This window comes from Achromobacter sp. UMC71, assembly GCF_014170305.1.
Classification (GTDB): Bacteria; Pseudomonadota; Gammaproteobacteria; order Burkholderiales; family Burkholderiaceae_B; genus Achromobacter.
In genome coordinates this window covers 272,822-286,815 of sequence record NZ_LZZT01000010.1, presented here as the reverse complement: position 1 = coordinate 286,815, position 13,994 = coordinate 272,822, and the positions used below count along the sequence as shown (strand labels likewise).

15 protein-coding genes are annotated in these 13,994 nt (G+C 65.8%); all 15 read right to left on the bottom strand.

The window, feature by feature from the left end; all coding sequences use genetic code 11:
- Nucleotides 1-9: 9 nt before the first annotated feature.
- Nucleotides 10-477 carry a DUF2846 domain-containing protein gene (locus A9974_RS04810; RefSeq protein ID WP_183002996.1) on the bottom strand — a complete coding sequence of 156 codons (468 nt, stop codon included), beginning with the start codon at nt 475-477 and terminating at the stop codon, nt 10-12.
- A complete protein-coding gene (locus tag A9974_RS04805; RefSeq protein WP_255468025.1) occupies nt 474-908 on the bottom strand; it encodes a hypothetical protein in 435 nt (144 codons plus the stop codon). The genes A9974_RS04810 and A9974_RS04805 overlap by 4 nt, the downstream gene beginning before the upstream one ends.
- Before the next feature lie 116 nt (nt 909-1,024).
- Complete coding sequence (locus A9974_RS04800; RefSeq protein ID WP_183002995.1) at nt 1,025-1,486, bottom strand: DUF2846 domain-containing protein; 462 nt, start codon at nt 1,484-1,486, stop codon at nt 1,025-1,027.
- 121 nt (nt 1,487-1,607) lie between these two features.
- Complete coding sequence (locus tag A9974_RS04795) at nt 1,608-2,396, bottom strand: RNA methyltransferase (protein ID WP_183002994.1); 789 nt, start codon at nt 2,394-2,396, stop codon at nt 1,608-1,610.
- Complete coding sequence (gene rnhB / locus A9974_RS04790; protein ID WP_370539572.1) at nt 2,393-3,001, bottom strand: ribonuclease HII; 609 nt, start codon at nt 2,999-3,001, stop codon at nt 2,393-2,395. Before rnhB ends, A9974_RS04795 begins: the two co-directional genes overlap by 4 nt.
- A complete protein-coding gene (gene lpxB / locus A9974_RS04785; RefSeq protein WP_183002993.1) occupies nt 2,988-4,184 on the bottom strand; it encodes a lipid-A-disaccharide synthase in 1,197 nt (398 codons plus the stop codon). Before lpxB ends, rnhB begins: the two co-directional genes overlap by 14 nt.
- Nucleotides 4,181-4,975: an acyl-ACP--UDP-N-acetylglucosamine O-acyltransferase gene (gene lpxA / locus A9974_RS04780; RefSeq protein WP_183002992.1), complete on the bottom strand. Its 795-nt coding sequence runs from the start codon at nt 4,973-4,975 to the stop codon at nt 4,181-4,183. Before lpxA ends, lpxB begins: the two co-directional genes overlap by 4 nt.
- Nucleotides 4,976-5,431 carry a 3-hydroxyacyl-ACP dehydratase FabZ gene (gene fabZ / locus A9974_RS04775; RefSeq protein ID WP_056570307.1) on the bottom strand — a complete coding sequence of 152 codons (456 nt, stop codon included), beginning with the start codon at nt 5,429-5,431 and terminating at the stop codon, nt 4,976-4,978.
- A gap of 70 nt (nt 5,432-5,501) precedes the next feature.
- Nucleotides 5,502-6,599 (bottom strand): UDP-3-O-(3-hydroxymyristoyl)glucosamine N-acyltransferase, encoded by a 1,098-nt coding sequence (lpxD, locus tag A9974_RS04770; RefSeq protein ID WP_183002991.1) that lies wholly within the window; start codon nt 6,597-6,599, stop codon nt 5,502-5,504.
- A gap of 11 nt (nt 6,600-6,610) precedes the next feature.
- The gene (locus A9974_RS04765; RefSeq protein WP_183002990.1) at nt 6,611-7,171 is read right to left on the bottom strand and encodes an OmpH family outer membrane protein; all 561 of its coding nucleotides are present in this window, start codon (nt 7,169-7,171) and stop codon (nt 6,611-6,613) included.
- A 108-nt stretch (nt 7,172-7,279) separates the two neighbouring features.
- Entirely contained in the window at nt 7,280-9,625 is a 2,346-nt protein-coding gene (gene bamA / locus A9974_RS04760) for an outer membrane protein assembly factor BamA (RefSeq protein ID WP_183002989.1), read from the bottom strand.
- A 53-nt stretch (nt 9,626-9,678) separates the two neighbouring features.
- Nucleotides 9,679-11,010, bottom strand: coding sequence for an RIP metalloprotease RseP (rseP, locus tag A9974_RS04755; RefSeq protein WP_183002988.1), 1,332 nt, complete (start codon nt 11,008-11,010; stop codon nt 9,679-9,681).
- Nucleotides 11,011-11,059: 49 nt separating this feature from the next.
- A complete protein-coding gene (locus tag A9974_RS04750) occupies nt 11,060-12,259 on the bottom strand; it encodes a 1-deoxy-D-xylulose-5-phosphate reductoisomerase (protein WP_183002987.1) in 1,200 nt (399 codons plus the stop codon).
- On the bottom strand, nt 12,256-13,113 hold the full coding sequence (locus A9974_RS04745; protein WP_183002986.1) for a phosphatidate cytidylyltransferase: 858 nt from the start codon (nt 13,111-13,113) through the stop codon (nt 12,256-12,258). The genes A9974_RS04750 and A9974_RS04745 overlap by 4 nt, the downstream gene beginning before the upstream one ends.
- A gap of 61 nt (nt 13,114-13,174) precedes the next feature.
- Entirely contained in the window at nt 13,175-13,939 is a 765-nt protein-coding gene (gene uppS, locus A9974_RS04740; RefSeq protein WP_183002985.1) for a polyprenyl diphosphate synthase, read from the bottom strand.
- Nucleotides 13,940-13,994 lie beyond the last annotated feature (55 nt).

Sequence of the window (13,994 nt, the reverse complement as noted above, 5' to 3'; positions counted from 1 at the left end):
AGTTGGAGGCTAGAGTCCCGGCACCTGCTCGGGCGAAGCCGCGCCCCAATAGCGCAGCCGGTTCATTTCGCGTTCGGCCACCTCGGGCGGATCGACCAGTTCCATCATCAGCTTGCCCGACGCGCCGGTACTGCCGAGCGACTCGGCCACGATGCGCACGTAACGCGTCTGTCCGGCATCCAACATGAAGCTCACGCCGTCGCCGGTCCAATACAGGTTGGTCACCGTGTAGCTGCCCGCCGGCCGGTCGACGTAGAAGAAGGCGCCCGGCTTGTTACGGCCCACCACCACCTCGTTGACGCGCAGCTTCTGCTGCACCGACGACATCATTTCCGGCTGCGGCTGATAGAAAAAAATGCGGCCCTTGTCCTGCGGGACCGGCGGGATACGCGAGGCGGCCTTCTCGTATTTGGGTCCAGCGCAGCCGGCCAGAGCCATCGCCGCCAACATCGCCGCGGCAATCTTCACCAGACTCATTGACGCATCTCCACTGGCAGGGTGACGGGCCGCGACAGCGCGATATAGGACCCCTCGCCAGGCAGGTAGAAGCCCACCAGCTTGCCCGAAGAAGCCACCGGGTAGGCCTCGTTCTGCCGGCGCGTCTGGATCGTGAACAGGCGCCCCTGCGCGCGGTATACATCACCCTGCAATATGGCGCCGACACGCTGCCATTGCGATCCCGACGGCAGCGTCACTGCCCCTTCGTTGGGCAGCGTCGCGACCACCGCGCGCGACAACTGGATCGAACTGACGGGCTCCGACGCGGCGACCGGCACCAGGTTGACCCGCTCGGACTTCACGGACATGCAACCGCCCAGCGCAATCGCGCACAGGGTAGCCGCCAGCAACGCGCTGCCGGCTCGGGCGGCGCGGCTTTCGCGCTTGTTTACGACCTGCGATGACGCCATGGGCACCTCGGAATGGCAAAAGGCTGAAGTATATAAGTGCGACAGCGTTTTACAAAAGATGGCGCAAGCGACCGCCGCTCAGTGCGGGCGCCTAGCCATCTGCCGATCTTTGCGGATCAATAACGCAGCTTCTCGCGGTCGCGCCAGCCGGCGCCCCAATAGCGCAAACCGGCCATGTCCTGCTGCGCCTTGTCGGCGTCGTCTTCCAGGCGCAGAACCTGGCTGCCGCCTACGACCTCCGTGCGGACGTAGCGGGTCTGGCCCGCGTCCACGCGCACCTCCAGGGCGGCCTTGCCCGCTTTCTTGTCCGTGGCGGTCGCAACGGTGTGCGTGCCGGCGGGGCGATCGACGAAGAAGAAACGGCCAGGCTTGGAACGGCCGACCTTGCGGCCGTCGATCACGATTGCAGGTTCGGCGGCGATGGCGCCGTCAGCAAGCTGGTAGACGTAGATGCGGCCGGTGCCGGCCTCGATCGCGGGGATCTGTGCGGCAATATCCCCATAGCGGGGGCCCGCGCAACCTGCCAGCAGCATCGCGGCCGCTGACGCGGCCAGGGTCAATCGGGTCCAGCCCTTCATGCGCATCCTCCTGGGTGTCCGGGCGGGCGCAGTCGGCAACGGCCCCACGCCCCGGCAAACGCGAGAGTATAAGCGGGGTCAGTCCCGCGTAAAGCAAATTGAAAGCGAAGAAAGGACGGCCTCAGCGTGCCGTGGCGGCAAGCGCCTGGCGGCGCTGCTCGAACAGGCAAATGGCGGCGGCGGCGCCGACGTTCAGCGATTCGACCGCGGCCACGTCGTGCGGGATACGCACCTTGAGCCTTGCGGCCGCCAACAGCGACGGCGCCACGCCCTGGCCTTCGTGGCCAAAGACCCAGGCACAGCGTTCGGGCAAGCGGCCCGCATAGAGGTCCTGGGCGTCGTCCAGCGCAGTGGCCACGAGCGGCACGCCCAACTTGGGTACGAGCGCCTGCAGGTCCACATGCTCATGGATCGCCAACGCGAAATGCGCGCCCTGCCCGCTGCGCAGCACCTTGGGCGACCAGGCGGCCGCCGTGCCGGTGGCCAGGAACACGCGCTTGACGCCGGCCGCCGCGCAGGTGCGCAGCAAGGTGCCGACATTGCCTGGGTCCTGGATGCGGTCGAACAGCACGCAGTTTTCGGCCACCGCATCCGGCAAGGACGGGCTGGGCGGTGTGACCAGGAACGCCACGCCCTGCCCGCTTTCCACGCTGGCCAGCGCCTGCATCAGGCGTGCGTCCAAAGCGAGGCAGCGCACGTCGGGCACCGCCGCGGCGAGCGCGGCGATATCGGGTTGCGACAGCCGTTCGATGTCGAAAATGGCCTGGTCCGGCACGCCATGATGCTGCAGCCATGCCTGGCACAGGTGCACGCCGTCCAGCAGCACGGGCGCGCCGCGCTTGCCGGCGGTGCCGGCCAGCTTGGCGAGCGCCTTGACCGCCGGATTATCCCGGGAACTGATGTGCTTCATGATGCGGCGCCGAAGGCCTTGATGGGCGCGAAGCTGCGGCGGTGCTCGGCGCAGGGGCCGTGCTCGCGCAGCATCTGCAGGTGCAGCGCGGTGCCGTAACCCTTGTGCTGGTCGAACGCATATTGCGGATACAGCGCATGCAGGCGCAGCAGGTCGGCATCGCGCGCGGTCTTGGCCAGGATGGACGCCGCCGAAATCGCCGGCACCAGCGCATCGCCCTTGATGACCGTCTGCACCGTGCAGCCCAGTTTGGGGGCCTGGTTGCCGTCCACCAGCGCCAGTTGCGGCGCGGTCGCCAAGCCTTGCACGGCCCGTTGCATCGCCAGCAAAGTGGCGCGCAGGATGTTCAGGCTGTCGATTTCGGCGACGCTGGCGCTGGCGACGCACCAGGCCAGCGCGTGCGCCTGGATCTCAAGCGCCAGGGCTTCGCGGGTGGCGGCCTTCAGGACTTTCGAATCCGCCAGGCCATCGATGGGACGTGCGGGATTCAGAATGACGGCGGCCGCGTACACGGCGCCTGCCAGCGGACCGCGGCCGGCTTCGTCCACGCCAGCCGTCACCAGCGCCGGCTGGACCGGCATGGCAAACAGGTCAGGCTGCTCCACCGGCCACCTCCAGGATCGCCTGGGCGGCGAGCGCCGGCGTATCGCGCAGCAGCTCTTGATGCAAGGCCGTGAAACGCGCCTCGATGCGCGCGGCCAGCGCGTCGTCGGTCAGCGCGATCCAGGTGGCCTCGGCCAGCTTTTCGGGCGTGGCGTCGTCTTGCAGCAGTTCAGGCACCGCGAAGTCGCGCAACAGCACATTGGGCAGCCCCACCCACGGCAGATACGGCCGCTCTTGCCCCGACTTCCAGGCCATGATGCGCCGCATCCAGGGCGACAGCACGTAGGAAATCACCATGGGGCGCTTGTACAGCGCGGTTTCCAGCGTGGCGGTGCCGCTGGCCACCAGCACCGCGGTGCTGGCTTCCATCACGGACCAGGCCACGGGGGCCTGGCGGTCGCCATCGGCGCCGTGCAGGTCCTGGGCGGTCACGCAGCGCAGTCCCGGCACCGGGTACTGGGCCAGGATGGCCTGGAACTCGGCGCGGCGCTGGTCGTTGACCATGGGCACCACGCATTGCAGCGCCGGATCGCGCTTTTGCAGCCGCTGGGCCGCTTGCAGGAAGCGCGGCGCCAACAGGCGGATCTCGGACGAACGGCTACCTGGCAAGATCGCCAGCACGCGGGCGTCCGGGTCGATGCCCAGGCGCGCGCGCGCCGCGGCGCGGTCGGGTTTCATGGGCACCGCACCGGCCAGCGGATGGCCGACGTAGGTCACCGGAATGCCTTCCTTGCGGTAGATCTCTTCCTCGAACGGGAACAGCACCAGCATATGGGAGACAGATTCGCGGATCTTGTGGATGCGGTCGTAGCGCCAGGCCCAGATGGACGGCCCGACGAAATGCACCGTGGGCGTGCCGGCCTGGCGCAGCTTGTGCTCCAGGCGCAGGTTGAAATCCGGAGCGTCGATACCGACGAACACCGACGGCGGCTCGGCCAGCCAGCGTTCACGGACGTCGCGATAGGTGCGCAGCAGGCTGGGCAGGCGCTTGAGCGCGTCCACATAGCCAAACACCGTCAGCGCATGCATCGGATGCCAGGCGTCGAACGCGCGGGCCTGCATCTGCGGCCCGCCGATACCTTGGCACCGGACGCCGGGATCGCGTTCCTGCAGACCGGCAATGATGCGGCCGGCCAGCAAGTCGCCCGAGGGCTCGCCGGCCACCATGCCGATCCGCATGTTCATGGACGGATGATGCCGCGGGAGGCGACGTCGAGGAAGTCCAGCAGGGTCTGCAGGTGCTCGGCGACCTCGGGCTCGGCCTGTTGGCGAGCGCGCAGTTCGGCGCGCGCATCGTCCAGCGGCAGGCCGCGGCGATAGATGATCTTGTAAGCGTCGCGCAGCGCGGACACTTGCGCGGGCGTAAAGCCGCGGCGCTTCAGGCCTTCGACGTTGATGCCCACCGGACGGCATGGGTTGCCGGCGGCCAGCACGAACGGCGGCGTGTCCTGCATCAACGAGCTGTTGCCGCCCGTCATGCTGTGCGCGCCGATACGCGAAAACTGGTGCACGCCCGTCAGCCCGCCCACGATGGCCCAGTCGCCCACATGGACGTGGCCGCCCAGTTGCACGGAATTGGCCAGGATGGTGTGGCTGCCGATATGGCAATCATGCGCGATGTGCACATAGGCCATGATCCAGTTGTCGTCGCCCAGCGTAGTGGCGCCGCCGTCCTGGACCGTGCCGGTGTTCAGCGTGACGAACTCACGCACCGTGTTGCCATTGCCGATGACCAGCCGGGTCGGCTCGCCGTTGTACTTCTTGTCCTGCGGCATGCCGCCAATCGAGCAATAGCGGTAGAACCGGTTGTCGCGCCCGATGGTGGTCACGCCGTCGACCATGCAATACGGGCCGAGCTCGGTGCCGGCGCCGATCGTCACGTCGGGGCCCACGACGCAAAACGCGCCGATGACCACGCTGGGGTCGATTTTCGCCGCCGGATCAACGACGGCGGTAGGATGGATGTTTCCTGCCATTTACTCTTCCAGGCTGCGGATCGCGCACATGAGCTTGGCCGAGGCCACTTCCTGCCCGTCGACCGTCGCGCGTGCTTGGTATTTACAGATGCTGCGGCTCAGGCGCTCGGCTTCGACTTCGATGCGCAGCTGGTCACCCGGCACGACCGGGCGGCGGAAACGCGCGCCATCGATGCCGACCAGGTAATACGCCGTCTTGGCGCCATCGCACTTCAGGCCGCCGTTTTCGTCCGTGAACGAGAACAGGGCCGAGGCTTGGGCCATCGCTTCGACGATGAGCACGCCCGGCATCACCGGATGGTGGGGAAAGTGGCCATTGAAAAACGGTTCATTGATCGAGACGTTCTTGATGGCGACGATGGACTTGCCGGGCACCATTTCAACGACGCGATCAATCAGCAGCATCGGATAACGATGCGGCAGCCTCTCCATGATCCCCTTGATGTCGAGTTCCATTTTTCTGTGAATTCCTGCGAGTGAGATAAATCTTGCGGCGCCGGACACGCCAGGGCGGCATGAGTGCGCCCTAGTCTTTTTCCAGCGTCCGGACGCGGCGGCGCAATTGCGCCAACTGTTGTATCACGGCGGCGTTGCGCTGCCATTCGCCATGCTCCGCATACGGGTACACCCCGGTATAACGGCCTGGCTTGGAAATATTGGACGTCACCGCGGTGCCGCCCGAAATATGCACGTCGTCGCCCAGCGTCAGGTGCCCGGACAGCATGGAAGCGCCGCCGATGGTGCAACGCTCGCCAATGGTCGTGGACCCGGCCACGCCCACGCATGCCGCGATCGCCGTATAGGCGCCGATACGCACGTTGTGGGCCACCATGATCTGGTTGTCCAGTTTGACGCCGTCGGCCACCACGGTGTCTTCGAGCGCACCGCGGTCGATGGTGGTGTTGGCGCCGATTTCAACATCGTCGCCCACCGACACCCCGCCCAGCTGAGGAATCTTGCCCCAGGCGCCCTTGCCGAGCGACGGATCCGGCGCAAAACCGAAACCGTCGGCGCCCAGCACCGCGCCGCTGTGTATGATGGCGCGCGCCCCGACCTTCACGCCTTCGTACAGCGTGACGTGGGCGTGCAAACGGCTATCGGGACCAATGGAAGACCCCACCCCGATCACACAGCCGGCGCCCAGCACCGAACCGCGCCCGATGCGGGCGCCCGATTCGACGACGCAATTCGGGCCGATGCGCACGCCTTCCTCGATGGTGGCGTCTGGCGCGACCACGGCGGAAGGATGCGTGGCGGCCGGCAAGGCGGGACGCCGGGCGGCATCGAACCATTGGGCCACGCGGGCATACAGCAGATAGGGATGCTTGCAGACGACCAGCGCGAACGGCGGACGGGCATCGCCCGCGGCCTCCAGGGCCTCGGCCACGTCCGGCGAGACGATGACCGCCCCAGCCCGCGTGGCAGCCAACTGGCTCTGGTACTTGGGATTGGCCAGGAAGCTGATTTCCTGGTTGCCTGCCGAAGCCAGGGTGCCAATGCCGCAGACCCGCAAGGGGTCTGCGCCGACAGGCGCGCTGACGCGCCAGTCCATGCCCTGGGTATTGGCTGCGCTCAACAGCGCTTCTAGCGTCGGCGCGCGGGCAAGATCCAGTAAAACCGGCATACGGCTAAGACTTACTTGCCCAGGCTCTGGATCACCTTGTCGGTGATGTCGATGCGCGGGTTGACCGTCACGGCGTCCTGAATGATCAGGTCGTAGTTTTCTTGTTCGGCGATGCGCTTGATGGCCTCGTTGGCCTTCGTGACGATACCGGAAAACTCTTCGTTGCGACGGCGGTTGAAGTCTTCCTGGAACTCGCGGCGCTTACGCTGCAGGTCGGTATCCAGGTTGGACAGTTCACGCTGGCGCTTGACGCGATCGGACTCGGACAGGACGGGGGCGTCCTTGTCGAACTTCTCGGCTTGCGTACGCAGGCTGGTGTTCAGGCGCTGGAGCTCGTCGTCGCGCTTCTTGAATTCGGCTTCGATCTTGCTTTGCGCCGTCTTGGCCGGGCCGGACTCACGCAGGATCCGCTCGGTGTTGACGAACCCGATCTTGGTGGTTTGAGCCTGAGCGGGCACCGCAGCAGCGGAACCGAGAATGAGCGCACCCACCAGGGCAATGGAGCCGCCCAGCTTGCCACGGCGATTAACGCGCGGCGAATTCGATGATTTAAGTGCGAAATCAGACATCATGAAAATCTCACCTTCCAGTAAGGCAAAGCCAAAGTGTGTATTGTGCCACTAAACGGCACGGGAGCCGGGCCGGGGGCCCGCTCCCATGTTTTCAAGCGTAACGGATGCTTAGAATCCGGTCCCGATCTGGAACTGGAAGCTTTGCTTGTCGTCGCCCTGCTTCGCATTGAGCGGACGAGCATACGACAGTTGCAACGGACCCATCGGCGACTGCCACGACAGACCGATACCGGCCGAGAAACGCCAGCCGCAAGGATCGTCGACCTCGCTGCCCGGCTTGCCGTTCGAGCAAGTCAAGCCGCTGCCGGCACCGACCTGACCCGCGTCACTGAAGATGAACCAGCGCAGCGTGCGGTCCTTGGACGCGCCCGGGAACGGCAGGTACAGCTGCGCGTTCGCCACGATGCGGCGCGAGCCGCCCAGGTAGTCGCCCGTAGCCGGGTCACGCGGACCCAGCGACGAACCTTCGTAACCGCGCACGGTGCCGATACCGCCGGCGTACACGTCCTTGATGATCGGGTAGTCCTTGCCGCCGTAGCTCTGGCCCCAGTCGACCATGCCGTTCAGCGCCAGGGTGTACGAGCCGCCCAGCGGGATGAAGTACTGCTGTTGCCCGGTGAGCATGTAGTACTTCAGGTCCACCGTCGAGAAATCGCTCTTCAGGCGGGTATACGAACCCTTGGTCGGCGCCAATGCGCTGTCGCGGGTGTCGTTGGACCAGCCGGCGGTGAAGATGACCGAATTGGTCGCGCTGCCGTATTGATCGACGAACTTCTGGTACGCGAACGGCGGATTCGAGCCCAGTTCGATCTGGTTACGCTCGAGGTTGGCGCCCAGGAAGATCCGGTCGTATTCGGAGATCGGCACGCCGAAGTTCATGCCCAGACCCATGGACTTCACGCGGTAGTCACCGTCGTTGTTGTTCCAGGGCTCGGTCACGCGGTAGTACGCGGACGTCGTGCGGCTGATGCCGTCCTTGGTCCAGTACGGGTCGGTATGCGACAGCACCACCGCGCGGTTGGTCTTGCTGGTATTCAATTGCAGCGTCAGGTTGGTGCCGCTGCCGAAGACGTTGTCTTCGCTGATACCGGCCGACAGAATCGCCTTTTCGGACGAGCCGTAGCCCACGCCCAGGTTGATCATGCCGGTGGGCTTTTCCTTCACGTCGACGTTGACGTCGACCTGGTCGGGCGAGCCGGGAACGGGATCGGTCTTGACGTTGACATCGCTGAAATAGCCCAGGCGGTCGACGCGGTCGCGGGATGTCTTGATGTCCTTGGCGTCGTACCAGGCGGCTTCCTGCTGGCGCATTTCGCGGCGCACGACTTCGTCGCGCGTGCGGGTATTGCCGCCGATCTGAATGCGGCGCACATAAACACGGCGGCTCGGATCGACGTAGAACGTCAGGTCGGCTTCGTGCTTGGCGCGGTCCAGCTGCGGGTTCGGGTTCACGTTGGCGAACGCGTAGCCCAGTTCACCCAGGTAGTCGGTGATGGCCTTGGCCGAGTCGTTGGCCTTGGCAGCCGAGAACGTCTCGTCGGGCTTGACCTTGACCAGCGCGTTGATTTCCTTGTCCAGCCCGATCAGATTGCCCGCCAGCTTGACGCTGCGAACCTTGTAGGGCTCGCCTTCGTGCACGGTGATCGTGATGCGGATGTCCTTGCGGTCCGGCGAAATCGTGACCTGCGGCGGCTCGACGGTGAATTCCAGGTAGCCGCGATCCAGGTAGAACGAGCGCAGGCGTTCGAGGTCGCCCTCGAGCTTTTCGCGCGAGTACTTGTCGGTGTCGGTGTACCAGGTCAGCCAGCCCGGCGTGGTCAGCTTGAATTCGTCGAGCAGGTCGCTTTCGGAAAAGGCCTTGTTGCCGACGAAGCGGATTTCCTGGATGCGGGCGACCGAGCCTTCGAACACGTCGAAGCTCACGCCGACGCGGTTACGCGGCAGCGGCGTCACGGTCGAGGTCACCTCAACACCGTATTTGCCCTTGGACAGGTACTGCTGCTTGAGTTCGTATTCGGCGCGTTCGAGCATCGAGCGGTCGAAAATACGGCCTTCGGCGAAACCCACCTGCCCCAGCGACTTGGTGATGGCCTTGGAATCGAACTCGCGCATGCCGTTGAAATTCACGGAGGCGATGGTCGGACGTTCCTGGACCACGACGACCACGACGTTATTGTCGGTCTGGATCTGCACGTCGGTGAAGAAACCCGTGCCATACAGGCGGCGGATGGCCTCGGTGGCTTCTTCTTCAGTGAATTTCTCGCCCACCTTCACGGGGAGATAACCGAAGACGGTGCCGGCGTCGGTTCGTTGAATACCCTCTACGCGGATATCCCGCACGACAAAAGGGTCGAAGGCGTGGGCCATGCCTGGCAGCAGCAATGCGGCGATCAGACTCGGCACTAAGCCCGGCAGTACACCCTTTTTGTGATGAAACATCCGGCGAAAAGACATCCTTGAGTATCCTCGGTCGTGCAAATGGCGGGGGATTTTATGCTAATTGGCGTTTAAGTAAATAAACGCGTGAAATCATTAAACAGCGCAAGCCCCATCAGGCTTGCCAATAAACCAATGCCTGCGCGCTGTCCGATATCGATCCATCGTGCGGGCGGAGGACTGCCCCGCACAATTTCGACGAGATAGTACAGCAGATGACCACCATCCAGCATAGGAATGGGCAGCAAATTTAGTACGCCCAGGCTGATACTGATCAACGCGATATAAGCGATGTACGCAACAATGCCGATCCGGGCGGTCTGGCCGGCGTAATCAGCGATCGTGACCGGGCCGCTGACATTGCGCCAGGAAACGTCGCCCGTGACCATGCGGCCCATCATGCGCAGCGAAAACAGCGCCGTGTCCCAGGTGCGGACCGCGCCGCGCCACAGGCTGTCGAAGACGCCGTAGCGCACCGTCACCATGGGCACGTCGCCGCCCAGCTGGACGCCCAGGCGGCCGATGACCTGGCCGTTGACCGTCTCGGCGCGCGGGGTGACGTGCAGGGTGATATTGGCCCCGTTGCGCGCCAGGGTCAGGGCCAGCGTCTTGCCGGCGCTGTCCTGGATCTGCTTGACCAGGGCGCCCGTGTCGGGGGTGGGCTGGCCGTCGACGGCCAGAATCAGGTCGCCCTGGCGCAGGCCGGCTGCCTGCCCTTCGCCGCCATCATTGACGACGCGCACGGCAGGCTTGGGTTGGGCCAGGCGGATGCCGGCGGCCAGCAGCGGATCGCCGCCAGCCGGATCCATGCTGTTGGCCGGCAGGGTCAGCTCGCGCTGCTGCGAGCCGCCATTGGCCGTACCGACCTCGATCTGCGTGCGGCCGCCCGTGGCCATGACGTCCATCAGGCGCCAGCGGGCGTCGGACCACGAGGCCACTTCCTGGCCGTCGATGGCCAGGATGCGGTCGCCTGCGGCCAGGCCCGCGCGCGCGGCAGGCGTATCGGCTGCGGGCTGGGCGATGACGGCAACCGGTTCCTCGGTGCCCGCCATGTTCAGGCCGGCATATAGGAAGACCGCAAGAATGAGATTGAAAATGGGGCCGGCGGCCACGATGGCGATGCGCTTGCCGACGGACTTGTTGTTGAATGCGCCGGCGGCTTCCGACGGGCTGGCGCCGGCCGGGACTTCATCCTGCATCTTGACGTAGCCACCCAGGGGCAAGGCCGACACGGCCCATTCGGTGCCGTGCTTGTCGGTGCGGCGCAAGATGACCTTGCCGAAGCCGACCGAAAACCGCAGCACTTTGACGCCGCACAGCCGGGCCACCCAGTAGTGCCCCAACTCATGAAAAATGATCAGGGAGCCAAGCGCGACGGCAAAGGCCAGCAGGGTGAAAAGCATCGAGGTCAGGAAATCCAGGAATCAGGGATTGCTACGCGCCAGCCCCGTGCTACGCCAGGCCGAGATCGCCGGCGTATGCGCGCGCGGCGGCATCCAGCGCCAGCACATCGTCAAGACTGTTGAGCGTAACAGATGATTGCCCCCCCTGCCACTCGAGGGTGGCCTCGATTACCCGGGGAATCCAGGTGTAGGCCAGGCGGCCGGACAGGAAAGCATCGACGGCGACCTCATTGGCCGCATTCAAGGCGATGCAGGCCGCCTGCCCTGCTCGCAGCGCGTCAAATGACAGCGCCAGGCAAGGGAAACGCGCCAGATCCGGCTTTTCGAAGTCCAGCCGGCCCAGGCGGGTCAGGTCCAGGGCGCCCACGCCGCTGTCCAGCCGCTCGGGAAAGCCCAGGCCGTAGGCAATCGGGGTGCGCATGTCGGGTTGGCCCAGCTGAGCCAGGACCGACCCGTCGTCGTATTCAACCATGGAGTGCACCACGCTTTGCGGATGCACCACCACCTCGATACGATCGGCCGGCATGGCAAACAGCCAGTGCGCCTCGATCACTTCCAGGCCCTTGTTCAGCATGGTGGCCGAATCGACCGAGATCTTGCGGCCCATGCTCCAGTTGGGATGGGCGCAGGCTTGCGCGGGCGTGACGTCGTGCAGATCTTCGAGGTCGCGACTGCGGAACGGGCCGCCCGAAGCCGTGAGCAGCAGGCGGCGCACGCCCGGCGCCGGCGCGTCGGGCGCGCCCGCCCGGCCCCCGTGTGGCATGCACTGGAAAATGGCGTTGTGTTCGCTATCGATAGGCAGCAATTCGGCGCCGTTATCGCGAATAGCCCGCATGAACAGCGAACCCGCGGCGACCAGCGCCTCTTTGTTGGCCAGCAGCACGCGCTTGCCCTTGCGGGCCGCCGCCAGGGCGGCCGGCAGGCCCGCGGCGCCCACGATGGCGGCCATGACGGAATCACACAGGGGATCCGCCGCCGTGTCGGCCAGCGCCTGGGCGCCGACGCGGATTTCCGGCATTGCCTGACCGGCAGGCCAGGCGGCGATGAATTGCTTGCGAGCCTGATCGTCCGGCACCACCACCACGGCGGCGTGGCTGGCCAGCGCCTGTTCGGCCAGCCGCTGCATGCGGCTGTAGGCGGACAAGGCATACACTGCCAGGCGCTCGGGGTGGCGGGCGATCACATCCAGCGTGCTTTCGCCGACCGAGCCGGTCGAACCGAGCACAACGACGCGTTGAAAAGCCGTCAAAACAAGACTCCAGACAAAAGTAGCGCGAACGGGGCCACGGGCAGGATCGCGTCGATGCGATCATAGACGCCGCCATGGCCAGGCAAAAGCGTGCTGGAATCCTTGCGGCCCGCGCGGCGCTTGAGCAGCGACTCGAACAGATCTCCGACAATGGACAACACGCCCAGCAACGCCGCGATGGGCAACGCCAACCAGAAGGTCCAGCGAGCCACCAGCGCATGGCCGAAGGTGCCTTCCCACAGGCTGGACAGGCCGATCCAGATGACTGCGCCCAGCACGCCGGCCACGGCGCCCGCAATCGTCTTGCCCGGACTGACCCGCGGGGCCAGTTTACGCTTGCCGAACGCACGGCCGGCGAAATATGCGGCGATATCGGCCACCCACACCAGCGCCAGCAGCGACACCACGTAGCCGGCGCCATGCGCCATGAACATCTGCGCCAATACCGCCCAGGCAGCAAACGCGGCCGGCACGGAAAACACGGACCAGCCCAGGCTGGCCGGCGGCGCGTCGGCGCGCCCGCGGACCACCGCCGCGGTGGCGCCGAAGAGCCAGACCGCGGTGACGGCCGGCGTCACGTAGCGCAGTATCCAGCCGGGATCGGCCACGCCGCTACGGTTACCCGCCAGCCACGCCGACGTCAGGGCCAGCATGACGGCAAACAGCAGCACGGGGATGCCCACGGCGACCAGGGAGGAAGGCGGTTGCGGCAGCGTCAGGCGCAGCCACTCCCAATTGGCGCAGGCCGCGGCCAGCGCGAGCAGCGCCACGAACCACCAGGGGTTTGCGCTGATCATCGCGGCGGCCAGGACGGCGAGCAGGATGACGGCGGTAACGATACGCTGGCCCAACATATGACGGTCTCCTCGGGGTCGACTCAGGGCTGCCGCGCGCGGGGCGCGGCGACCGGACAGCCTATTTTTCGCCGTTCTCGGCGAGCTGGGCGCTGGTGCGGCCGAAGCGGCGTTCGCGCGTCTTGTACCAGTCGAACGCTTCACGCAATTCGTCGGCGCCGAAGTCCGGCCAGAACCGGTCCGTGAAGTAAAACTCCGCGTACGCCATCTGCCAGATCAGAAAATTCGAGATGCGCTGTTCGCCGCCAGTGCGGATGAACAGGTCGGGCTCGGGCGCCCAGGCCATGGAAAGATGGCGCGCCAGGCGCTCTTCGTCGACCAGTTGGGGCTGCGCGGCCAGGCCGGGCTCGGCGGCCAGCATGGCGCGAGTGGCTTGCAGGATGTCCCAGCGGCCGCCATAGTTGGCCGCCACCGTCAGGTGCAAGCGGTCGTTATGGGCAGTACGGGCCTGGGCGGCGAAGATGAGCTCCTGCAGACGGGGCTCGAAAGCGGACAGGTCGCCGATGACGTGCAGGCGAACGCCCTGCTCTTCCAGCTTACCGACTTCGCGCTCCAGTGCCTGCACGAACAGGCGCATGAGCAAGGACACTTCTTCGGCGGGACGGCGCCAGTTCTCGGAACTGAAAGCGAACAGGGTCAGGTAGCGCACGCCGGCCCGGCCGCAGGCCTCGACCACGCGGCGCACCGCCTGCACCCCCTTGGCGTGCCCTGCGGTACGCGGCAGCAACCGACGCGTCGCCCATCTGCCGTTGCCGTCCATGATGATGGCCACGTGCTCCGGGATGTCGCGGATATCGGGAACCGCCTGGGTAGAACTGGTTGCCATGGGTTTGGGGGTGGGTAATACGGGGAAAAACCTGCGCCGTCCATTCACCGCTGCG

Bases quoted from the DNA above. Each gene is read 5' to 3' on its own strand.
- A9974_RS04810 (WP_183002996.1), bottom strand. From the start codon at position 477: ATGAGTCTGGTGAAGATTGCCGCGGCGATGTTGGCGGCGATGGCTCTG.
- A9974_RS04805 (WP_255468025.1), bottom strand. From the start codon at position 908: ATGGCGTCATCGCAGGTCGTAAACAAGCGCGAAAGCCGCGCCGCCCGA.
- A9974_RS04800 (WP_183002995.1), bottom strand. From the start codon at position 1,486: ATGAAGGGCTGGACCCGATTGACCCTGGCCGCGTCAGCGGCCGCGATG.
- A9974_RS04795 (WP_183002994.1), bottom strand. From the start codon at position 2,396: ATGAAGCACATCAGTTCCCGGGATAATCCGGCGGTCAAGGCGCTCGCC.
- lpxB (WP_183002993.1), bottom strand. From the start codon at position 4,184: ATGAACATGCGGATCGGCATGGTGGCCGGCGAGCCCTCGGGCGACTTG.
- lpxA (WP_183002992.1), bottom strand. From the start codon at position 4,975: ATGGCAGGAAACATCCATCCTACCGCCGTCGTTGATCCGGCGGCGAAA.
- fabZ (WP_056570307.1), bottom strand. From the start codon at position 5,431: ATGGAACTCGACATCAAGGGGATCATGGAGAGGCTGCCGCATCGTTAT.
- lpxD (WP_183002991.1), bottom strand. From the start codon at position 6,599: ATGCCGGTTTTACTGGATCTTGCCCGCGCGCCGACGCTAGAAGCGCTG.
- A9974_RS04765 (WP_183002990.1), bottom strand. From the start codon at position 7,171: ATGATGTCTGATTTCGCACTTAAATCATCGAATTCGCCGCGCGTTAAT.
- bamA (WP_183002989.1), bottom strand. From the start codon at position 9,625: ATGTCTTTTCGCCGGATGTTTCATCACAAAAAGGGTGTACTGCCGGGC.
- rseP (WP_183002988.1), bottom strand. From the start codon at position 11,010: ATGCTTTTCACCCTGCTGGCCTTTGCCGTCGCGCTTGGCTCCCTGATC.
- A9974_RS04745 (WP_183002986.1), bottom strand. From the start codon at position 13,113: ATGTTGGGCCAGCGTATCGTTACCGCCGTCATCCTGCTCGCCGTCCTG.
- uppS (WP_183002985.1), bottom strand. From the start codon at position 13,939: ATGGCAACCAGTTCTACCCAGGCGGTTCCCGATATCCGCGACATCCCG.